Raw genomic sequence first — 21,018 nt, forward strand, 5'->3', positions numbered from 1 at the left:
GCCCCGCCAGTTCGATGACGACGAAGGGCTCGCCGAGGCCCTCGCGGGCTGTACGGGGCTGAGTGCCGAGCTCGTCGCGGAACGGATCCGACGGCTCGTGCACGAGTTCGGCAGCAAGCCGCCGGAGGACGACCTGGCGTTGTTGGTGCTGCAGGCGGAGTGGGAGGAATAGGTTGGTGCTGCAGGCGGAGTGGGAGGAATAGAGCGAGAAACGGCAGGTGAGCGGCTGGAAAGGGGTATGCGGCCGGGTACGGGACAATGGAAGGCATGCCTTCCGCACTTCCCGACGGTGAGCCCGTCCCCGACGACGGGGCGCTGCCCGCGCACGCCCTGGCCGGAGCCTCCGAGCGACCCCTCGGTTTCTACCTCCACGTGCCGTACTGCGCGACCCGCTGCGGCTACTGCGACTTCAACACCTACACGGCGACCGAGCTGCGGGGCACCGGAGGCGTGCTCGCCTCCCGCGACAACTACGCGGAGACGCTGATCGACGAGGTCCGGCTCGCCCGGAAGGTCCTCGGCGACGACCCACGACCCGTCCGTACGGTGTTCGTCGGCGGCGGTACGCCCACGTTGCTGGCCGCCGACGACCTCGTACGGATGCTGGGGGCGATCCGGGACGAGTTCGGGCTCGCGGACGACGCGGAGATCACGACCGAGGCGAACCCGGAGTCGGTTGATCCGCGGTATCTGGAGACGCTCAGGACCGGAGGGTTCAACCGGATCTCCTTCGGCATGCAGAGCGCCCGGCAGCACGTCCTCAAGGTGCTCGACCGTACGCACACCCCCGGCCGGCCCGAGGCGTGTGTCGCGGAGGCGCGTGCGGCCGGGTTCGAGCATGTGAACCTCGACCTGATCTACGGCACGCCCGGTGAGTCCGACGACGACTGGCGGGCCTCGCTCGACGCCGCGCTCGGTGCCGGGCCCGACCATGTCTCCGCGTACGCGCTGATCGTCGAGGAGGGGACGCAGCTCGCCCGCCGTATCCGGCGGGGCGAGGTGCCGATGACGGACGACGATGTGCATGCGGACCGGTATCTGATCGCCGACGAGGTGCTGTCCGGGGCGGGGTTCGACTGGTACGAGGTGTCGAACTGGGCCACTTCCGCCGCCGGGCGGTGCCTGCACAACGAGCTGTACTGGCGGGGCGCCGACTGGTGGGGGGCCGGGCCCGGGGCCCACAGCCATGTGGGCGGGGTGCGGTGGTGGAACGTGAAGCATCCCGGGGCGTATGCGGGGGCGTTGGCCGCGGGGCGGTCTCCGGGGGCGGGGCGTGAGCTGCTCTCGGAGGAGGACCGGCGGGTGGAGCGGATTCTGCTCGAGCTGAGGCTTCGGGAGGGGTGTCCGTTGTCGCTGCTGCGGGTGGAGGGGCTTGCGGCGGCCGGGCGTGCGTTGTCGGAGGGGTTGCTCGAAGCCGGGCCGTATGGCGAGGGGCGGGCCGTGCTCACGTTGCGGGGGCGGTTGCTGGCGGACGCGGTGGTACGAGACCTGGTGGACTGAGGGGGCTGCGCCCCCAGACCCCGGTGGTGTTCTTCTTCTGCGGGCGAGCGGGGGCTGGTCGCGCAGTTCCCCGCGCCCCTTGGGACGGGGCTGCGCCCTGGGTTCTCCGCGTGTCCGAAGTTTTTCTGCTGCGGGCCGGTGGGGGCTGGTCGCGCAGTTCCCCGCGCCCCTGAGGGGGGTGGGGCTGCGCCCCGGATCCCCCGTCTGGTCGGTGGCGCTTTGGCTGCGGGCCGGTGGGGGCTGGTCGCGCAGTTCCCCGCGCCCCTGAAAGCCTCAGCCCGTCCGGCGTTCGAGGACGAGGCCGTTCAGGCCGATTCGGGGTTTGGGGCCGGAGCTCCCAAGTAGGGACGGGACGGGTAGGGGCGGCGGGGGCGAGGACCGGGTCTGTCAGTGGGGGGCTGTGACGAAGTCGATGAGTTCTTCCACTCGGCCCAGGAGCTCCGGCTGCAGGTCCTTGTAGGAGTGGACGCGGGACAGGATGTGCTGCCAGGCGGCGCCGGTGTTCTCGGGCCAGCCGAGGGCGCGGCAGACGCCGGTCTTCCAGTCCTGGCCGTGGGGGACCCGGGGCCAGGACGGGATGCCTACGGAGGACGGCTTCACGGCTTCCCAGATGTCGATGTAGGGATGGCCGAGGACCAGGGCGTGCTCGCTCGTGACCGACGCCGCGATACGGGACTCCTTGCTGCCGGGCACCAGGTGGTCGACGAGGACGCCGAGGCGGGCGTCCGGCCCGGGTGAGAAGTCCGCCACGATCGCGGGCAGGTCGTCGACGCCCTCCAGGTACTCGACCACGACGCCCTCGATGCGCAGATCGTCGCCCCAGACCCGTTCGACCAGCTCGGCGTCGTGGCGGCCCTCCACGTAGATCCGGCCGGCACGGGCGACCCGGGCCCGCGCGCCGGGGACGGCCACCGAACCGGAGGCCGTGCGGGTGGGACGGACGGCGGTGGTGGAGGGCGAGGGGCGGGTGAGAGTGACGACCCGGCCCTCCAGGAGGAAGCCGCGCGGTTCCAGCGGGAACACGCGGTGCTTGCCGAAGCGGTCCTCCAGCGTCACCGTGCCCGCCTCGCAGCGGATCACCGCACCGCAGAAGCCGGTAGCCGGTTCCTCGACCACCAGGCCCGGCTCCGCCGGAACCTCCGGCACGGGCTTGGGCTTCTTCCACGGCGGAGTCAGGTCCGGAGAGTACTGGCGCATTCGGATGACGATAGGAGAAGCTCGGCGGCGCTCACCGCGACACGCCGAAATCCGACGCGTCGAAACCGGGCGTGGCGAAACCCGGCGTGGCGGAACCCGGCACGCCGAAACGCGCGGCCAACGCGTCCCGCTGGGACCGCACGAACCCGGCGTCCACGACCGCCCCGTGACCGGGCACGTACAGCGCGTCCTCCCCGCCGAGGTCGAGCAACCGGTCGAGGGCCCCGGGCCAGCGCGACGGTACGGCGTCGGGGCCCGCCTGGGGCTCGCCGGACTCCTCGACCAGGTCGCCGCAGAACACCACCGTCGGGTCGCCCGGCACCACGACCACGAGGTCGTGCGCGGTGTGGCCCTCGCCCGTCCGCACCAGCAGGACCTCGACGCCGCCGGTCAGCTCGAGATGCCGGGTGCCCCACACGTAGTGCCGGGGACGCACCAGGGTGTCCGCCGCGTCCTCCGCCGCCCGCGCGTCCAGCCCGCCCCGCACCGCGTCCGCGTACAGCTCCTCGCGCCCGTGCTCGTACACCTCGGCCGAGCCGCCCGCGACGAGGACCTCCGCGCCCGCGAACGCCGCAGCGCCGAGGACATGGTCGAAGTGGGGGTGGGTGAGCGCGAGGAAGGTCACACGGCGGCCGGCGAGCGTCTGCGCCTCCCCGCGCAACCGTGCGCCCTCCGCGAGGCTCGACCCCGCGTCGACGATCAGCGCCCCGCCCTCGCCCACGACCAGCCCGACCGTGCAGTCCCAGACCGGAAGCCGCCGCCGCCCCACCCGCGGTGTCAGCTGCTCCCACCCTGCCTCTTCCCAAGTCACCTTCATACGCCGACGCTAGCGGTGAGGGCGTGGACGGTACGACATCGCGGGCAGGGACGGTGTGACATCACAGGACACGTCGGTGTACGTCCGTGCACCTTGCACAAGATCGCGGGGCCGCCCTTGCCGGGGCCGTACCCACCGGCCGTACACTGGGCCGGGGAATGCTGGCACTCGCACGCGCTGAGTGCCAAGCGAGGCGCCGAGGGGTCGACAGCTGGAGGTGTGCGCGATGCTCAGTGAACGCAGGCTGGAAGTGCTGCGCGCCATCGTCCAGGACTATGTCGGCACCGACGAGCCGGTCGCGGTCGGGTCCAAGGCACTGACCGAGCGGCACCGGCTGGGGGTCTCCCCGGCCACCGTCCGCAACGACATGGCGGCCCTGGAGGACGAGGGGTACATCGCCCAGCCGCACACCAGCGCCGGGCGGATCCCCACCGACAAGGGCTACCGGCTCTTCGTCGACAAGCTCGCCGGCGTCAAGCCGATGACCGCGCCCGAGCGGCGGGCCATTCAGAACTTCCTGGACGGCGCCGTCGACCTCGACGACGTCGTCGGACGGACGGTGCGGCTGCTCGCGCAGCTGACCCGGCAGGTCGCCGTCGTGCAGTATCCGTCGCTGACGAGATCGACCGTGCGGCACGTGGAGCTGCTGTCCCTCGCCCCTGCTCGTGTGATGCTCGTGCTGATCACGGACACCGGGCGGGTCGAGCAGCGCATGATCGACTGTCCGGTCCCGTTCGGAGAAACGTCTCTCGCGGATCTGCGGGCCCGGCTGAACAGCAGGGTCGCGGGCCGTCGCTTCGCGGACGTCCCGCAGCTCGTGCAGGACCTCCCGGACGCGTTCGAGGCGGAGGACCGGGGTACGGTCGCCACGGTGCTCTCCACTCTTCTGGAGACGCTCGTCGAGGAGACCGAGGAGCGGCTGATGATCGGCGGAACCGCCAATCTGACGCGCTTCGGACATGACTTCCCTCTCACCATCCGGCCGGTGCTCGAAGCGCTTGAGGAGCAGGTCGTGCTTCTCAAGTTGCTTGGTGAGGCCGGGGATTCGAGCATGACCGTGCGAATCGGTCACGAGAACGCGTATGAGGGACTCAACTCCACGTCCGTGGTCTCGGTCGGCTACGGTTCGGGCGGCGAGGCAGTAGCCAAACTCGGCGTGGTCGGCCCGACCCGCATGGATTACCCGGGAACGATGGGAGCGGTACGCGCAGTGGCACGGTACGTCGGACAGATCCTGGCGGAGTCCTAAGTGGCCACGGACTACTACGCCGTACTCGGCGTGCGCCGCGACGCGTCCCAGGACGAGATCAAGAAGGCCTTCCGGCGGCTCGCACGCGAGCTGCACCCGGATGTCAATCCCGATCCGAAGACGCAGGAGCGGTTCAAGGAGATCAACGCCGCGTACGAGGTGTTGTCGGACCCGCAGAAGAAGCAGGTCTACGACCTCGGCGGCGACCCGCTGTCCCAGTCGGGCGGCGGCGGTGCGGGCGGCTTCGGCGCCGGTGGGTTCGGGAACTTCTCGGACATCATGGACGCCTTCTTCGGTACGGCGTCACAGCGCGGTCCGCGGTCGCGTACGCGGCGTGGCCAGGACGCCATGATCCGGCTCGAGATCGAGCTGGACGAGGCGGCCTTCGGCACGACGAAGGACATCCAGGTCGACACGGCCGTCGTCTGCGCCACCTGCAACGGTGAGGGCGCGGCGCCGGGCACCTCGGCCCAGACCTGTGACATGTGTCGCGGGCGGGGTGAGGTGTCCCAGGTCACGCGGTCCTTCCTCGGGCAGGTCATGACCTCCCGGCCGTGTCCGCAGTGCCAGGGCTTCGGGACCGTCGTCCCGACTCCCTGCCCCGAGTGCGCCGGTGACGGGCGGGTCCGGTCGCGTCGCACGCTGACCGTCAAGATCCCCGCCGGTGTCGACAACGGCACGCGGATCCAGCTCGCGGGCGAGGGCGAGGTCGGGCCCGGTGGCGGTCCCGCCGGTGACCTCTACGTCGAGATCCACGAGCTGCCGCACTCCACGTTCCAGCGGCGCGGGGACGATCTGCACTGCACGGTGACCATTCCGATGACCGCGGCCTCGCTCGGCACCAAGGTGCCGCTGGAGACCCTCGACGGGCTGGAGGAGGTCGACATCCGTCCGGGCACGCAGTCCGGGCAGTCGATCCCGCTGCACGGGCGGGGTGTCACGCATCTGCGCGGCGGCGGCCGGGGTGACCTCATCGTGCATGTCGAGGTGACCACGCCCACGAAGCTCGATCCCGAGCAGGAGCGGTTGCTGCGGGAGCTGGCGCAGCTGCGGGGGGAGGAGCGGCCCACCGGGCAGTTCCAGCCCGGGCAGCAGGGCCTGTTCTCGCGCCTGAAGGACGCGTTCAACGGTCGCTGACGGGTGCGCCTGGGGGCTCCGCCCCCAGGCGCTCGACCGTCCGTTCCGGTGGCCTATGCCAGGCGGAAGGCCCGATTCGGACTTGTTCGGAGGACGTGACAACATGCCGTCATGTCCACCGCACTGACCGATCTCTTCCCCCACCCGATCGTGCAGGCCCCCATGGCGGGCGGCGTCTCCGTCCCGCATCTCGCGGCCGCCGTGTCCGAGGCGGGCGGGCTCGGGTTCCTCGCCGCCGGGTACAAGACCGCCGACGGCATGTACCAGGAGATCAAGCAGTTGCGCGGGCTCACGGGCCGCCCCTTCGGGGTCAATCTGTTCATGCCGCAGCCCGAGTACGCGGACCCCGCCGCGGTCGAGGTCTACGCCCACCAGCTCGCGGGCGAGTCCTCCTGGTACGAGACCGAACTCGGTGAACCGGACAGCGGTCGTGACGACGGCTACGACGCCAAGCTCGCCGTCCTCCACGACAACCCGGTGCCGGTGGTCTCGTTCCACTTCGGCATCCCGAGCCCCGACGTCCTGGACTCCCTGCGCCGCGCCGGCACCCTCACCGTGATCACCGCGACCACGGCCGAGGAGGCCCTCGCCGTCCAGCGGGCCGGCGCCGACGCGGTCATCGCGCAGGGTGTGGAGGCGGGCGGCCACCAGGGCACCCACCGCGACAACCCGGAGACGGACGGTACGGGTATCGGGCTGTTGTCGCTGATCGCGCAGGTCCGCGAGACCGTGGACATTCCGATCATCGCCGCCGGCGGCATCATGCGCGGCAGCCAGATCGCCGCGGTGCTCGCCGCGGGCGCGAACGCGGCACAGCTCGGCACCGCGTTCCTCGCCACCCCGGAGTCCGGCGCCAACGCCGTGCACAAGCAGGCGCTGACCAACCCGCTGTTCGTCCGGACGGAGCTGACGCGCGCGTTCTCCGGGCGGCCGGCGCGCGGCCTGGTGAACCGCTTCATGCGTGAGCACGGCCCGTACGCGCCCGCCGCGTACCCCGAGGTCCACCACCTCACCTCCCCGCTGCGCAAGGCGGCCGCCAAGGCGGGCGACGCGCAGGGCATGGCGCTGTGGGCGGGGCAGGGGCACCGCATGGCGCGCGAGCTGCCCGCCGGGCAGCTGGTGGAGGTGCTGAGCGCGGAGCTCGAGGCGGCCAGGACAGCGTTGTCGGCCGCCGGGGAAGCGGGGGGTGAGGTCCGATGACGGCACCCGTGTTCGTGGTCGAGCACTTCGACGCGGACGGCGCCGGACGGCATGTCCTCGACGGCTCGGAGGGGCGGCACGCCGTCTCCGTGAAGCGGCTGAACCCCGGCGAGGACGTCGTCCTCACGGACGGGGCCGGGCGCTGGGCCCAGTGCGTGGTCGTCGCCACCGAGGGCAAGGACCGTCTGATCGTCCAGATGGACTCCGTGGCCGAGGAGCCGGTGGAGGAGCCCCGTGTCACCGTCGTCCAGGCGCTTCCCAAGGGCGACCGGGGCGAGCTGGCCGTCGAGACCATGACCGAGACCGGCGTCGACGCGATCGTCCCCTGGGCCGCCTCCCGCTGCATCACCCAGTGGAAGGGCGAGCGGGGTCTGAAGGCGCTCGCCAAGTGGCGGGCCACGGCCCGGGAGGCCGGCAAGCAGTCGCGCCGGGTGCGTTTCCCGGAGGTCGCGGACGCGGCGACGACCAAGCAGGTTGCTGCGCTTCTCGCCAAAGCCGACTTCGCGGCCGTTCTGCACGAGAGCGGCGTCGAACCCCTGGCCACGGCCGAACTGCCCGAGCGGGGCGAGATCGTGCTCGTGATCGGCCCGGAAGGAGGCGTCTCTCCCGAGGAGCTGGCGCTCTTCGCGGAGTCGGGTGCCAAGGCGTACCGGCTCGGGCGTAGCGTGCTGCGTACCTCGACCGCCGGGACCGCGGCGACCGCGCTGCTGCTCGGGCGCACCGGCCGCTGGTCCTGAAACCACGCCAACCACGACATGTACGACACGCGCGTCAACCGCGACATGTACGACACGCGCGTCAACCGCGACATGTACGACACGCGCGCCAACCGCGACACGCACGCCCGCGCGCCAACCGCGACACGCACGCCCGCGCGCCACGCCCACGGGGGGACGCCTTGGAACTCGCCCAAGTACGGTTGCTCGTCTCGGACTTCCCGGTCTGCTACCGCTTCTACGCGGAGGTCCTCGGCCTCAAGCCGCAGTCGGGCGCGGCCGAAGGGCCGTACGAGAAGTTCAGTCCCACCGTCGGTTCGGCGGGCATCGCGCTCCAGGACCGCGCGATGATGGCCCGGATACTGGGTGAACTGGGCGACTCGGCGAGCGGTCACCGTTCCCTGGTGGTCCTGCGCGTCGATGACCTGGACTCCTACTGCGAGGCCATCACCTCGCGCGGCGCCGTCCTCGTCCACGGCCCGGACTTCATGACGGACCGGATGCGGGTCGCCCACCTCAAGGACCCCGAGGGCAACCTGGTGGAACTTCAGGAGTGGCTCCTCCTGCGGACCTGACACAGTTTCACGCATATGCGTTCGACAGGGGCGCACGCGGGTGTGTAGTGGCCGTATGGGGTCTACCGCGACGCCCGGGACAGTGGCACTCTGCCGTCTATGGGGGCATTGATGCGTATTCGACGACTGGCGAGACGACTGGTGACGGGCCGTCGGGGACCGATGGTGGCCGGGCTCGCCGTGGTGAGCGCCTTCGGGGTGGCCGCGTGCGAACCGGTCGGTGGCCTGAGCGCCTCCGCGGTGGCGTACACGACCGACCGGGCCGGGACCGCGGAGCTCCAGCGGCAGCATGTCGACGTGCAGTACCTGAGCTGCACCGGGTCGTACGGCGGCGGGAACAAGGCCTACACCCCGGGGCACACACCGTCGGCCTCGAGTTCCACGCCCTCCGTGGTGGAGGTGGACTGCCGGGGGCAGACCAAGGACCGGCGGGAGATCACCATCACCGGGAAGGTCACCCGTGAGGTCGAGGGCAAGTGTGTCCGCGGGGATCTGACGGCCAAGGTCGGCGGCAAGCAGTGGTTCCACGTGAACGTACTGGGCAACTGCAACGCCCCGAGCACACCCTCGTACACGCCCCCCACCTACAACGCGCCCACCTACCACCGCCCGGGCCCCACCACCACCGTCACCGTGACCAAGACCATGTGGTGCAAGGGCGATCCCACCTGCTGGCCCTCCCAGGGCAAGTGATCCAAACCCCTGTCGGGCGCAGCCGTCGCTGCATAGGGTGATCGGGTGACTCAGTCTGCATCGTCCGCGTCGTCGGTATCGCCCGCGTATCTCCGGTTTCCGCATCTGCACGGCGAGCTGGTCGCCTTCACCGCCGAGGACGACGTCTGGATCGCCCCGCTCGACGGCGGCGGTCGCGCCTGGCGGGTCAGCGCCGACAACATGCCGGTGAACCACCCCCGCATCTCCCCGGACGGTACGACCGTCGCCTGGACGTCGACGCGCGACGGGGCGCCCGAGGTGCACGCCGCGCCCCTGGAGGGCGGACCGTCCACGCGGCTGACGTACTGGGGGAGTTCGAAGACCCAGGTGCGTGGCTGGACCCCGGACGGGCGCGTGCTCGCGCTCAGCACCCAGGGCCAGGCCAGCCTGCGCCGCAGCTGGGCCCGGGCCGTCCCGCTCGACGGCGGCCCCGCGACCACCCTGCCGTACGGGCCGGTCGGCGATGTCGTCCACGGCGACCCGGGTGTGCTGCTGCTGTCCGCTCCCATGGGGCGCGAGGCCGCCTGGTGGAAGCGGTACCGGGGCGGTACGGCGGGCAAGTTGTGGATCGGCAGGGCCGGCGGCGACGGGGTGGGGGCCGGCGAGTTCGTACGGCTGCACGAGGACCTGGACGGGAACCTCGAATACCCCCTGTGGGTGGGAGAGCGCGTCGCCTTCCTGTCCGACCACGAGGGCGTCGGAGCGCTCTACTCCTCCCTCGCCGACGGGTCCGATCTGCGCCGGCACACGCCGATCGACGGTTTCTACGCCCGGCACGCTGCGACCGACGGCGCCCGGGTCGTGTACGCGTCCGCCGGTGAACTGTGGCTCCTCGACGACCTGGACGGCGCCGAGCCGCGCCGGCTCGACCTGCGCCTCGGTGGACAGCGCGTCGACCAGCAGCCGCACCCCGTGAGCGCCTCCCGCTGGTTCTCGGCCGCCGCCCCCGACCACACCGGACGCGGCAGCGCGGTCTCCGTGCGCGGCGCCGTCCACTGGGTCACCCACCGCTCCGGACCGGCGCGCGCGCTCGCCGCCCGGCCCGGTGTGCGCGCCCGGCTGCCCCGCGCCTTCCGGGTGGAGGGCGAGGAGTACGTGGTGTGGGTGACGGACGCGGCGGGCGACGACGCGCTGGAGTTCGCCCCGGCGACCGGTCTCGCGCCCGGAGCGACTCCGCGCCGGCTCGCCGCCGGACAGCTGGGACGGGTCCTCGGGCTCGCCATGGCACCCGACGGCAGCCGCGCCGCCGTCGCCTCGCACGACGGACGGCTGCTGCTCGTCGAGCGGGAGACCGGGGAGGTGCGGGAGGTCGACCGGAGCGAGGACGGCGAGGTCTCCGGGCTCGTCTTCTCGCCGGACTCCGCCTGGCTCGCCTGGTCGCACCCCGGCCCGCGCCCGCTGCGCCAGCTCAAGCTGGCCAACACCGCCGACCTGTCGGTGACCGAGGCCACCCCGCTCCGCTTCCGCGACTACGCGCCCGCGTTCACCCTCGACGGCAAGCACCTCGCCTTCCTCTCGGCCCGCTCCTTCGACCCCGTCTACGACGAACACGTCTTCGACCTGGCCTTCGTCGGGGGCTCCCGGCCGCATCTGATCACCCTGGCCGCGACCACCCCCTCCCCCTTCGGACCGCAGCGCCACGGCCGCCCCTTCGAGACACCCGACAAGGACGAGACGCCCGACAGCGAGGGCGCCCCCACCACCCGTATCGACCTCGACGGACTCGCCGACCGGATCGTCCCGTTCCCCGTCGAGGCGGCCCGCTACTCGACCCTGCGCGCCGCCAAGGACGGGCTGCTGTGGCTGCGCCACCCGGTCGTCGGAGTCCTCGGCGCCTCCCGTGCCACCCCGGACGACCCGGACCCGAAGACCGAACTGGAGCGGTACGACCTCGCCCAGCAGCGCGTCGAGCACCTCGCCGCCGACGCCGAGCACTTCGCCGTCAGCGGCGACGGCAAACGCGTCCTGCTGTGGACCGACGGCAAGCTCAAGGTCGTCCCCAGCGACCGCCGCGCCTCGAACGACGACGAGAGCGACACGAACATCACCGTCGACCTCTCCCGGGTCCGCCAGACCGTCGACCCGGCCGCCGAGTGGCGGCAGATGTACGACGAGACCGGCCGCCTCATGCGCGACAACTTCTGGCGGCCCGACCTGGGCGGGGTCGACTGGGAAGGCGTGCTGGACCGTTACCGGCCGGTGCTCGAACGGGTCGCCACCCACGACGACCTCGTCGACCTGCTGTGGGAGGTGCAGGGCGAGCTCGGCACCTCGCACGCGTACGTCACCCCGCGCGGCGGCTGGGGCGGCGGCGACCGGGCGCAGGGTCTGCTCGGGGCGGACATCTCCCGTCACGAGGACGGCAGTTGGCGCATCGACCGGATCCTCCCCTCGGAGACCTCCGACCCGGACGCGCGGGCGCCGCTCGCCGCGCCCGGCGTCGCGGTGCGCGCGGGGGACGCGATCGTCGCGGTCGCCGGGCAGCCGGTGGACCCGGTGGCCGGACCCGGGCCGCTGCTCGTGGGCACCGCGGGCAAGCCGGTCGAGCTGACCGTCTCCCCGTCGGGCGGCGGCGATCCGCGGCACGCCGTCGTCGTCCCGCTCGCCGACGAGGAGCCGCTGCGCTACCACGCCTGGGTGGCGGACCGGCGCGCCTATGTCCATGAACAGTCGGGCGGCAGACTCGGCTATCTCCACGTGCCCGACATGCAGGCGCCCGGCTGGGCCCAGATCCACCGCGACCTGCGGATCGAGGTGGCCAGGGAGGGGCTGGTCGTGGACGTCCGGGAGAACCGCGGCGGCCACACCTCCCAGTTGGTCGTGGAGAAGCTCGCGCGGCGGATCGTGGGCTGGGACCTGCCGCGCGGGATGCGGCCGTACAGCTATCCGGAGGACGCGCCGCGCGGACCGGTCGTCGCCGTCGCCAACGAGTTCTCCGGCTCGGACGGCGACATCGTCAACGCGGCGATCAAGGCGCTGGGCATCGGGCCGGTCGTCGGGACACGGACGTGGGGCGGGGTCGTCGGCATCGACAGCCGGTACCGGCTGGTCGACGGCACCCTCGTCACCCAGCCCAAGTACGCGTTCTGGCTGGACGGTTACGGGTGGGGCGTGGAGAACCACGGTGTCGACCCGGACGTCGAGGTCGTCCAGACGCCGCAGGACTACGCGGCCGGGCGCGACGCACAGCTCGACGAGGCGATCCGCATCGCGCTGGCCGCGCTCGCGGAGAACCCGGCGAAGGCGGCACCGACGCTGCCCGAGCTTGATTGACGGAGGTTGACGGGGTGCCGTCGCCCAAGGGCACCCGGTCAGCCGTTCCGCGGGCGACTTCCCCGCCCACCCGCCTCTTCAGGGCGGTCGGACGGACTCACCCATGCTGCCGATAGCATGCGGAGCGTACTGATCACACGGCGTGAGGAGCACACGCATGACGGGAGAACCGCAGGACGACTGCTTGTTCTGCAAGATCGTCGCGGGGCACGTTCCCGCGAACGTCGTCCGGGAGACCGACACGACCGTCGCCTTCCGCGACATAAACCCCCAGGCGCCCACGCACATCCTGGTCATCCCCAAGGTGCACCACTCGGACGCGGCCTCCCTCGCGGCAGCCGAGCCCGCCATCGCCGCGGACGTACTGCGCGAGGCCGGCGAGGTGGCGTCCGAGGAGAAGCTGGAGAGCTACCGCATCGTGTTCAACACGGGCGGCGGCGCGGGCCAGACCGTCTTCCACGCGCACGCCCACCTCCTGGGCGGCCGTGGCATGCAGTGGCCGCCGGGGTAACCGGCCTTGTCCGTACGCGAATTGGTGGTCCTCGGCACCGCCAGCCAGGTCCCCACCCGGCACCGCAACCACAACGGCTATCTCCTGCGCTGGGACGGGGAGGGCCTGCTCTTCGACCCCGGTGAGGGCACCCAGCGGCAGATGCTGCGGGCCGGGGTCGCCGCGCACGACCTGCACCGCATCTGCGTCACCCACTTCCACGGCGACCACTCACTCGGCCTCGCCGGGGTGATCCAGCGCATCAACCTCGATCGTGTCCCGCACGAGGTGACCGCGCACTACCCGCGCTCCGGGCAGCGCTTCTTCGACCGGCTGCGGTACGCGACGGCCTACCGCGAGACCGTCGAGCTGACCGAGGCACCGGTCGAGGTGGACGGGGTGCTCGCGACCACCCCCTCGTACACCCTGGAGGCCCGCAGGCTCTCCCACCCGGTGGAGTCCTTCGGCTACCGGCTGGTCGAGCCGGACGGCCGGCGGATGCTGCCCGAGCTGCTCGCGGAGCACGGGATCAAGGGGCCGGACGTGGGGCGGATCCAGCGTGAGGGCGCGCTCGGCGGGGTCTCGCTCGACGACGTGAGCGAGGTGCGGCGCGGACAGCGGTTCGCGTTCGTCATGGACACACGGCTGTGCGAAGGCGTGGACGCCCTCGCCGAGGGCTGCGACCTCCTCGTCATCGAGTCGACGTTCCTGGACGGGGATCACCAGCTCGCCGTCGACCACGGTCACCTGACGGCCGGTCAGGCGGGCCGGGTGGCGCGGGACGCGGGCGTACGGCATCTCGTGCTGACGCACTTCAGTCAGCGATATTCCGAACCTGGGGGCATCTCCCGGACGGAGTCTGGGGGAGAGTTCGAGCGGCAGGCCCGGGCCGCCGGGTTCGAGGGGGAGCTGACCGTGGCGCACGACCTGGTGCGGGTGCCGGTGCCGAAGCGGCGATGAGCCGTCGTCGTAGGAGTTGATAAGCCGTCGTCGTACGAGTCGATGAGGCGTCGTCGCACGAGATCGTCGGTACACACCCGTACGATATTTCGATGCCCCTCCCCAAAGCAGAACTGCACCTCCACATCGAAGGCACCCTCGAACCCGAGCTGGCCTTCGAGCTCGCCGCGCGCAACGGCGTCACGCTCCCCTACGCCGACACCGAGGAACTGCGCAAGGCGTATCTCTTCGACGACCTCCAGTCGTTCCTGAACCTGTACTACGAGCTCATGGCCGTCCTGCGGACCGAGCAGGACTTCGCCGACCTCGCCGACGCCTACCTCGCACGGGCCGCCGCGCAGGGCGTACGGCACGCGGAGATCTTCTTCGACCCGCAGGCCCACATCGCCCGGGGCGTCGGCATGGGGACGGTCGTCGAGGGGCTGCACCGGGCGCTCTCCCGCAGCGAGGAGACGCACGGTGTCTCCACCCAGCTGATCATGTGCTTCCTGCGCGACGAGTCCGCCGAGTCGGCGCTCGGGACCCTGGAGGCCGCGAAGCCCTACCTCGACCGGATCGTCGGCATCGGCCTCGACTCCGCCGAGGTCGGGCACCCGCCGGTCAAGTTCCGCGAGGTCTACGAGGCCGCCGCCGCGCTCGGCCTGCGGCGCGTCGCCCACGCGGGCGAGGAGGGGCCGCCGGCGTACATCACCGAGGCGCTGGACGTGCTCGGCGTCGAGCGCATCGACCACGGGCTGCGCTGCATGGAGGACCCCGAGCTGGTCGAGCGGCTCGTACGGGACCGGGTGCCGCTGACGCTCTGCCCGCTGTCGAACGTACGGCTGCGCGCCGTGGACGTCCTGGAGGACCACCCGCTGCCCGCGATGCTGGACGCCGGGCTGCTGTGCACGGTCAACTCCGACGACCCCGCGTACTTCGGCGGGTACATCGGCGACACCTTCCACGCCGTGCACGAGGCGCTCGGACTGGACCGGGAGCGGATGCGGGAGCTTGCCCGCAACTCGTTCGTGGCGTCCTTCCTGGAGCACGACGAGGAGCGGCGGGCGCGCTACCTCGCCGAGGTCGAGGCGTACGAGTTCGGCTAGGGCCAGTCCGGCGGGACTACCTGCTTGCGGACCCCGGTCCGGCCGCCGCTCCCGCGGTCGCCTGCCGGGGTCCTGCCGTGTCGTACGCCGTCCGGGGCGCCGGGACGGCGTCGAGCGGGATCTCCACCACCGGGATCTCCACCACCGGGATCTCCACGACCGGGATCTCCACGACCGGGATCTCCACGACCGGGTGCTCCTGTGGGAGCGGGGCGGTGCGCCGGGTGCGCAGGGCCACGGCGGTCATCGGGGCGGTGATCAGGAGCAGGCCGAGGGCCAGGATCACACCCATCCCCGGGTAACCCACCCGTGCGGAGAGCAGGCTGCCCGCGAGCGGGCCGCACGCAGTGCCGAGCGAGGAGGCGGAACCGACCAGGACCGCCCACCGGCCGCGCCGGTCCAGCGACGCGGCGAGGCCGATGACGTAGGAGAGCACGACCGGGTAGACCGTGTTCCAGGCGATCTCGCCCGTCGCGAAGGACGTCAGATCGGTGGCCGCCGCGCTCAGTGCGATGCATCCGGCGATCAGGGCCGTGCCCGCGCCGATGGGCAGGGCCCGGCCCAGGCGCGGGCCGAGGGCGCCCGCGCCGATCACCCCGAGCAGCCCCGCGCCGAGCGCCACCGCGAAGACCGCGCCGACGGTCACCTCTGTCAACCCCGCCTGCTGCAGACCGATCCGGCCGCTGACACCCCAGAGTGAATTCTGGGCGAGGGACCAGCAGAGCATCGCGGCGGCGAGGACGAGACCGGCGCGGCGGTGGGGGAGGGGAGCGGGGGTGGCGCGGAGGGTGCGGGCGGCGGGGGTGTGGGGGGCCTCGGGGGTCCCGGCGGTCGGGAGGCGGCGGGTCACGGGCAGTACGAGCAGCGCGGTGACGGCGATCGCGGCGAGGGGGTGGCCGTGGCCCGGGCCCAGGTGGGGGATCGTCAGATACAGCGCGCCCGCGAGGGCGGAGACGCCCAGCAGGCCCAGGGTGGTGGTGCGGTGGGGGTCGCGCTGGCCGGCGATCCCGGTGGCGGCGACGGTGGTGATCGTGCCGGAACCGAGGCCGCCGACGATCGCGCCGAGGACGACCAGGGGGATGGTCGTCGTGAGGGCGGCGGTGCCGTAGCCGGCGGCGGCCAGGAGCAGGCCGGCGCGAGCGAGCCCGCGGGGGCCGAAGCGGTCCACGCGGGACGCGAGCAGGAAGCCCGCCGTCGCCGAACTCAGCAGCAGGGCGCTGCCGATGGAACCGGCCTCGGTGGCGGAGAGGGGGAGGCCCGCGCTCAGCCGGCCGACGGTGGTCGGGAGCAGGTACGGGGCGAGGTACCCGGCCGTGAAAAGGGCGACGAGGGGCCAGGGCGTGGTGGTGCGGGCGGACACGGGCGTTCCCAGGGCATGCGAAAGAGCGGCTCGATAAGGGGGTTGGGCGGCTGTCGACGGACAGGAACGCGCGGGCAATTTGTATCAAGCGGGTGGGGGTGCGACGTAGGCAGGGAGGCGTGATCCGGGTCACGTTCTGTTTGCGGTGGGAGGGTCGGGGTAAGCGAGTCGGCTTCACCCGGCCGACGACCGGCCCGCTCCGGCCTCGACCGGCGCCGTTCCGTGTGCCGTTTGGTGCACACTGGCCTGAATCCGCACCACCTCAGGGAGCGCACCGTGATCGAGACCAACGGAGAGCGACCGTACTGCCAGGCGCATGTCGACCCGCTCGCCGGTCTGCGCACCCCCCAGGACCCGCCCTGGGACGTCTACCTCACCGGCACCGTCTTCCTCGACATCATCTTCACCGGGCTCGACACCGCCCCGGTGCGCGGCACCGAGTCCTGGGCGCGCGGGTTGGGGTCGAGCCCCGGCGGCGTCGCCAACATGGCGACCGCGCTCGCCCGCCTCGGCCTCAAGACCTCCCTGGCGGCGGCCTTCGGGGACGACCACTACGGGGAGTACTGCTGGGACGCCCTGGAACAGGGCGAGGGCATCGACCTCGCCCCGTCGCGCACCGTGCCCGACTGGCACTCGCCGGTCACCGTGTCGATGGCGTACGAGGGCGAGCGGACGATGGTCAGCCACGGGCACGAGCCGCCGCCGGAGGAGCCGGCGCCGGAACACGCCCCCCGCGCGCGTGCCGCCGTCGCCTCGCTGACGCCCGGCACCCGTGCGCCCTGGATCGCCGAGTCCGCGCGTGCGGGCACCCGGATCTTCGCGGACGTCGGCTGGGACGACACCGGGCGCTGGGACCTGGCCGGGCTCGCGGACCTGGAGCACTGCGAGGCGTTCCTGCCGAACGCGGACGAGGCGATGCGGTACACGGGGGCGGACTGCCCGCGGGCCGCCGCCCACGCGCTGACCGAGCACGTGCCACTGGCCGTCGTCACCCTCGGTGCCGAGGGCGCGTACGCCGTGGACGGCCGTACCGGGGAGACCGCCGAGGTCCCCGCGATCGCCGTGGAGGCCCTCGATCCCACCGGTGCCGGTGACGTCTTCGTCGCCGGGTTCGTGATGGGCACCCTCGCCGACTGGGCGCTCGCCGACCGGCTCGCCTTCGCCGGGCTGACCGCCGCGCTCTCCGTCCAGGAGTTCGGCGGCTCCCTCTCGGCGCCCGGCTGGGCCGAGATCGCGGCGTGGTGGCGCCGGGTCCAGTCGGTCGACGACCAGGAACCGGCCGCGCTGCGCCGGTACGCCTTCCTGGAGAGCCTGCTCCCGGAGGTGACACGCCCGTGGCCGCTGCGGCGGGCGGTCCCGACCATCGGCTTCCGCCGGTCGGCCTGATCCACCTCAACTTCCCTGCGCGGCAACGTCGTTGACCGCCGTACTTCGCCCTGCCCAAAACCCCCACGTCACACCTCTGAACGGAACCCGTCCTGTCGGAAGTCGTTGACAGGATGACGTTTCGTGCTCGATTATCGGCTGAATCGAGCATGATTTTGCATCTCGCCTTCACCGTCTCTCGTACGCGCGCCATTTCTCGCACCGCACCCGCACCCCCGGACCCATGACTTCCTCCTCGCCGAAGGACATGCGTCGTGCGCACACCATCACGAAGCCTCAGGGTGCTTCTCGCCGTCTTCTCGACGGCGCTCGCCCTGCCCGCAGCCCTGCTCGCACCTCAGACCGCCACCGCCGCCGCCCCGAGCGGCGTCGGCCCCAAGGTGACCTCGTCGGCCGACGGGATCGCACTGACCGTCCCCTCCGCCGGGAACGCCCCCGGCTACACCCTCGCCATCGCCACCGGCCAACTCACCCTCGCCACCCGCCGGTCGGGCACCGACGTCCTGTCCACCGCCGGCGGTGGCACCGGCGGTCTGCGCTTCCGTACGGGGGACACCTGGCAGCACGCCACCAAGGTGACCGGCTGGTCCTGGAAGAGCGGCGTCCTCACCCTCACCGCCGCCACCACGGCCGACGGCGCCACCGTCGCGGCCCGGATCACCCCGGCCTCGGACCGCTACCAACTCGACTGGGACGTCGAGGGAGTCGAGCCCGACCGGTTAGGACTCGCCTATGACCTGGGATCGGCCGGACACTGGTACGGACACGGCGAGGCCGAGACCACACAGGGCGGCCCCGGCACCGACCAGCCCTGGCCGCTCGACAGCGGAGAGGTCGTCCATCCGTCCTTCGGCCCGGCCTCGTACAACATGGTCGACCCCTTCTGGTACACGTCCCGTTCGACCGGACTCCGCGTGGACACCGGGCATGTCATGGATGTCGCGATCAACGAGGGCAAGGACGGTCTCGGCCGCTTCGACGTGGATTCAGCGGACACCTACAAGGCCACTGTCTTCGTAGAGTCCGCACCACTGGAGGTCTACCGCGACTATGTCGGCATCGTCGGCAAACCCGCCAAGAGCGATGCCACATACGAGCAGTACGCCAAACCTGTCTGGAACTCCTGGGCGCAGTTCTACACCAACGTCGACCAGGCAAAAGTCCTCGACTACGCCACCGACCTGCACGACGCCGGGCTTGAGGGCCACACCGTCCAGCTCGACGACAAGTGGGAGTCGAACTACGGGAACCTGACCTTCGACAGCAAGGCGTACCCCGACCCGAAGGCCATGGCGCGGAAGATCCACGACCTGGGCTTCGACTTCGGCCTCTGGGTGACCCTGTGGATCAACCTCGACTCCGACAACTACCGGTTCGCCGTCGACCACGGCTACTTGCTGAAGGACGCGGCGGACACCTCCAAGCCCTGCACCGTCACCTGGTGGAACGGCACCGCCGGGATCATCGATCTCGCCAACCCGGACGCCAAGGCCTGGTACACGGGCCGGGTCAAGGCTCTGATGAGCGACTACGGCATCGACGGGCTGAAGTTCGACACCCGGTTCTTCGACGACAAGTGCGCCCCGCACGACGGGTACAAGCCCACGGACTACCAGCGCCTCGGCACCGAACTCGCCGACGAGTTCGATCTCCAGGGCGTAGGTATCCGCGTGCACTGGAACTCCACCGCCCACCAGGCCGGGTTTGTCACCCGCCAGGTCGACAAGGGCACCGGCTGGGAGTCCCTGCGCGCCTCGGTCTCGCAGAACCTCGCGATCTCCACGATCGGCTACCCCTTCGTCACCACCGACATGATCGGCGGCTCCGGCGGCCAGCCCGCCCCCACCAAGGACGTGCTGGTCCGCTGGGCACAGTCCGCGTCCCTGATGCCGCTGATGTACTCCTCCACCTCGCCCGTCGACACCATCGATGTGACGACCGGTCAGAAGGTCACCTATGACCAGCAGACCGTCGACCTCTACCGTGCGGCGATCAAGCAGCACGAACGCCTCGCGCCCTACATCTGGGACCAGGTGCGGCAGACCCTGAAGACCGGTGACCCGATCATGCGGCCGCTGTTCTTCGACTTCCCGAAGGACCAGGAGAGTTACACCGTCTCCGACGAGTGGATGCTCGGCCCCGCCGTCCTCGCCGCCCCGCAGCTCGGCGACCGGGCGACCCGGACCGTGCACCTCCCGGCCGGTGTCTGGTACGACGTCAACCACGACACCGTGATCCGCGGCCCGAAGAATCTGACGGGTTACGGCGCCCCGCTCGGCGTCACCCCCGCCTTCGTGAACCTGAAGGCGAAGGGCGCGGACAAGGCACTGCGCGCCCTGCGCGGCAGCGATGCCCCGGCCGCCTCCGTGCTGCTCGCCCCGGATGCGCCGGAGACCGGCTCCGGCACGCCCTTCGAGATGACCACGACGGCCGTCAACTGGAGTTCCCGGCCGCTGAGGCACGTCACGGCCGCGCTGGACGTACCGGACGGCTGGCACGCCGAGGCGACCACCGCCGCGCGCGCCGAGTCGCTCGCCGCGGGTGCCGTACTCACCACGAAGTGGACCGTCACCCCGCCCGCCGACGCCCGCTGGGGCAGCCACACCCTCACCGGGACGGTGACGTACGGCGGCGGTCCGGAGGTCTCCGACAGCCTCCCGGTGAAGGTGAAGCCGGTGCCGGGCACGGTCTCGCCGCCGTACCGCACCGCCGATACGGCGGGCGACGCCCGGTTCGCCCAGGCCGGCGACCAGCTGGCCATCTGGGCGGGTGGCCAGGACCTGTCCGGCTGGAAGGACGAGAAGGGCGCCGTGTACGAGAGCGGGGTCCTCGGCGAGCAGTCCACCGTGCGGGCGCGGATCGTGTCCCAGGACGCGGTCACACCGGCCGGCAAGGCCGGGATCGCCGTCGCCAATGATCTGTCCGCGCCCGAGAAGGGCGGCTACGCGGTCCTGGTCATGACGGACAAGTACGGCCTCGAATTCATGACCGACAGCGACGGTGACGGCGGGCTCGACACCTGGGCGGGCGGCGGAGCGACCTACCACCCGGCGTATCTGCGGCTGGTGCGCGACGGCACCACGTACACCGCGTACGCGAGCAAGGACGGCACCGCCTGGTCGACGGTCGGCTCGGCCACGGTCCCGTCGGCCTCGGGAACCGGTGACGCGGGCGTGATCGCCTCCGCCGTCAACGCCTACTACCCGGGCGAGCGGATCCAGGCCGTCTTCGACGGCTTCTCGGTCACGGGTTCCTGACCCGGCCCACGCACTTGAAGCACACCTGACGTGACGCAGTGTCAACCGTCAACCCCGGAGAGAACCTCGCCGTCCCTCCGGGCCCCTCCCTCGCAGAAGGGT

Annotated in this window: 16 protein-coding genes; 13 read left to right on the top strand and 3 right to left on the bottom strand. The window is 71.7% G+C overall.

Annotated elements, in window-relative coordinates; translation table 11 throughout:
• The first annotated feature begins 267 nt into the window (after positions 1-267).
• Entirely contained in the window at positions 268-1,500 is a 1,233-nt protein-coding gene (gene hemW, locus ABZ656_RS27895) for a radical SAM family heme chaperone HemW (protein ID WP_101405221.1), read from the top strand.
• Between the two features lie 387 nt (positions 1,501-1,887).
• On the opposite strand, the gene ABZ656_RS27900 is transcribed toward hemW, so the two are convergent.
• The gene (locus ABZ656_RS27900; RefSeq protein ID WP_101405222.1) at positions 1,888-2,697 is read right to left on the bottom strand and encodes a DUF3097 domain-containing protein; all 810 of its coding nucleotides are present in this window, start codon (positions 2,695-2,697) and stop codon (positions 1,888-1,890) included.
• A gap of 31 nt (positions 2,698-2,728) precedes the next feature.
• Positions 2,729-3,514: an MBL fold metallo-hydrolase gene (locus tag ABZ656_RS27905; protein WP_360271191.1), complete on the bottom strand. Its 786-nt coding sequence runs from the start codon at positions 3,512-3,514 to the stop codon at positions 2,729-2,731.
• A 226-nt stretch (positions 3,515-3,740) separates the two neighbouring features.
• Here ABZ656_RS27905 and hrcA point away from each other — a divergent pair, with 226 nt between their 5' ends.
• The 10 genes from hrcA to ABZ656_RS27955 all read left to right on the top strand — a co-directional run bounded on the left by hrcA (position 3,741) and on the right by ABZ656_RS27955 (position 14,913).
• Positions 3,741-4,763 (top strand): heat-inducible transcriptional repressor HrcA, encoded by a 1,023-nt coding sequence (gene hrcA, locus ABZ656_RS27910; RefSeq protein ID WP_101405224.1) that lies wholly within the window; start codon positions 3,741-3,743, stop codon positions 4,761-4,763.
• Positions 4,764-5,900, top strand: coding sequence for a molecular chaperone DnaJ (dnaJ, locus tag ABZ656_RS27915; RefSeq protein ID WP_101405225.1), 1,137 nt, complete (start codon positions 4,764-4,766; stop codon positions 5,898-5,900).
• A 111-nt stretch (positions 5,901-6,011) separates the two neighbouring features.
• On the top strand, positions 6,012-7,100 hold the full coding sequence (locus ABZ656_RS27920) for a nitronate monooxygenase (protein ID WP_101405226.1): 1,089 nt from the start codon (positions 6,012-6,014) through the stop codon (positions 7,098-7,100).
• The gene (locus tag ABZ656_RS27925; protein ID WP_101405227.1) at positions 7,097-7,837 is read left to right on the top strand and encodes a 16S rRNA (uracil(1498)-N(3))-methyltransferase; all 741 of its coding nucleotides are present in this window, start codon (positions 7,097-7,099) and stop codon (positions 7,835-7,837) included. Before ABZ656_RS27920 ends, ABZ656_RS27925 begins: the two co-directional genes overlap by 4 nt.
• A gap of 161 nt (positions 7,838-7,998) precedes the next feature.
• Positions 7,999-8,391 carry a VOC family protein gene (locus ABZ656_RS27930; RefSeq protein WP_101405228.1) on the top strand — a complete coding sequence of 131 codons (393 nt, stop codon included), beginning with the start codon at positions 7,999-8,001 and terminating at the stop codon, positions 8,389-8,391.
• 111 nt (positions 8,392-8,502) lie between these two features.
• Entirely contained in the window at positions 8,503-9,084 is a 582-nt protein-coding gene (locus ABZ656_RS27935) for a hypothetical protein (RefSeq protein WP_249938477.1), read from the top strand.
• A 45-nt stretch (positions 9,085-9,129) separates the two neighbouring features.
• A complete protein-coding gene (locus tag ABZ656_RS27940) occupies positions 9,130-12,378 on the top strand; it encodes a S41 family peptidase (RefSeq protein WP_360271196.1) in 3,249 nt (1,082 codons plus the stop codon).
• A gap of 157 nt (positions 12,379-12,535) precedes the next feature.
• Positions 12,536-12,889 carry a histidine triad nucleotide-binding protein gene (locus tag ABZ656_RS27945; RefSeq protein WP_360271198.1) on the top strand — a complete coding sequence of 118 codons (354 nt, stop codon included), beginning with the start codon at positions 12,536-12,538 and terminating at the stop codon, positions 12,887-12,889.
• A 6-nt stretch (positions 12,890-12,895) separates the two neighbouring features.
• A complete protein-coding gene (locus ABZ656_RS27950) occupies positions 12,896-13,828 on the top strand; it encodes a ribonuclease Z (protein ID WP_360271200.1) in 933 nt (310 codons plus the stop codon).
• A 92-nt stretch (positions 13,829-13,920) separates the two neighbouring features.
• Positions 13,921-14,913: an adenosine deaminase gene (locus tag ABZ656_RS27955; protein ID WP_101405232.1), complete on the top strand. Its 993-nt coding sequence runs from the start codon at positions 13,921-13,923 to the stop codon at positions 14,911-14,913.
• 16 nt (positions 14,914-14,929) lie between these two features.
• Here ABZ656_RS27955 and ABZ656_RS27960 read toward each other — a convergent pair whose 3' ends face one another.
• The gene (locus ABZ656_RS27960) at positions 14,930-16,273 is read right to left on the bottom strand and encodes an MFS transporter (protein WP_360271202.1); all 1,344 of its coding nucleotides are present in this window, start codon (positions 16,271-16,273) and stop codon (positions 14,930-14,932) included.
• Between the two features lie 276 nt (positions 16,274-16,549).
• Here ABZ656_RS27960 and ABZ656_RS27965 point away from each other — a divergent pair, with 276 nt between their 5' ends.
• Both ABZ656_RS27965 and ABZ656_RS27970 read left to right on the top strand, forming a co-directional pair.
• Positions 16,550-17,659, top strand: a complete 1,110-nt coding sequence (locus ABZ656_RS27965) for a PfkB family carbohydrate kinase (RefSeq protein WP_360271204.1) — start codon at positions 16,550-16,552, stop codon at positions 17,657-17,659.
• 254 nt (positions 17,660-17,913) lie between these two features.
• The gene (locus ABZ656_RS27970) at positions 17,914-20,916 is read left to right on the top strand and encodes a TIM-barrel domain-containing protein (RefSeq protein ID WP_360271206.1); all 3,003 of its coding nucleotides are present in this window, start codon (positions 17,914-17,916) and stop codon (positions 20,914-20,916) included.
• The last annotated feature ends 102 nt before the right edge of the window (positions 20,917-21,018 follow it).

It is taken from the genome of Streptomyces sp. NPDC007095 (assembly GCF_040634475.1).
Lineage (GTDB): Bacteria > Actinomycetota > Actinomycetes > Streptomycetales > Streptomycetaceae > Streptomyces.

What these genes read in the sequence shown, in the direction of transcription:
- ABZ656_RS27955 (WP_101405232.1), top strand. Translation starts at nt 13,921, where the DNA reads ATGCCCCTCCCCAAAGCAGAACTGCACCTCCACATCGAAGGCACCCTC.
- ABZ656_RS27945 (WP_360271198.1), top strand. Translation starts at nt 12,536, where the DNA reads ATGACGGGAGAACCGCAGGACGACTGCTTGTTCTGCAAGATCGTCGCG.
- ABZ656_RS27900 (WP_101405222.1), bottom strand. Translation starts at nt 2,697, where the DNA reads ATGCGCCAGTACTCTCCGGACCTGACTCCGCCGTGGAAGAAGCCCAAG.
- hrcA (WP_101405224.1), top strand. Translation starts at nt 3,741, where the DNA reads ATGCTCAGTGAACGCAGGCTGGAAGTGCTGCGCGCCATCGTCCAGGAC.
- ABZ656_RS27905 (WP_360271191.1), bottom strand. Translation starts at nt 3,514, where the DNA reads ATGAAGGTGACTTGGGAAGAGGCAGGGTGGGAGCAGCTGACACCGCGG.
- hemW (WP_101405221.1), top strand. Translation starts at nt 268, where the DNA reads ATGCCTTCCGCACTTCCCGACGGTGAGCCCGTCCCCGACGACGGGGCG.
- ABZ656_RS27920 (WP_101405226.1), top strand. Translation starts at nt 6,012, where the DNA reads ATGTCCACCGCACTGACCGATCTCTTCCCCCACCCGATCGTGCAGGCC.
- ABZ656_RS27935 (WP_249938477.1), top strand. Translation starts at nt 8,503, where the DNA reads ATGCGTATTCGACGACTGGCGAGACGACTGGTGACGGGCCGTCGGGGA.
- ABZ656_RS27925 (WP_101405227.1), top strand. Translation starts at nt 7,097, where the DNA reads ATGACGGCACCCGTGTTCGTGGTCGAGCACTTCGACGCGGACGGCGCC.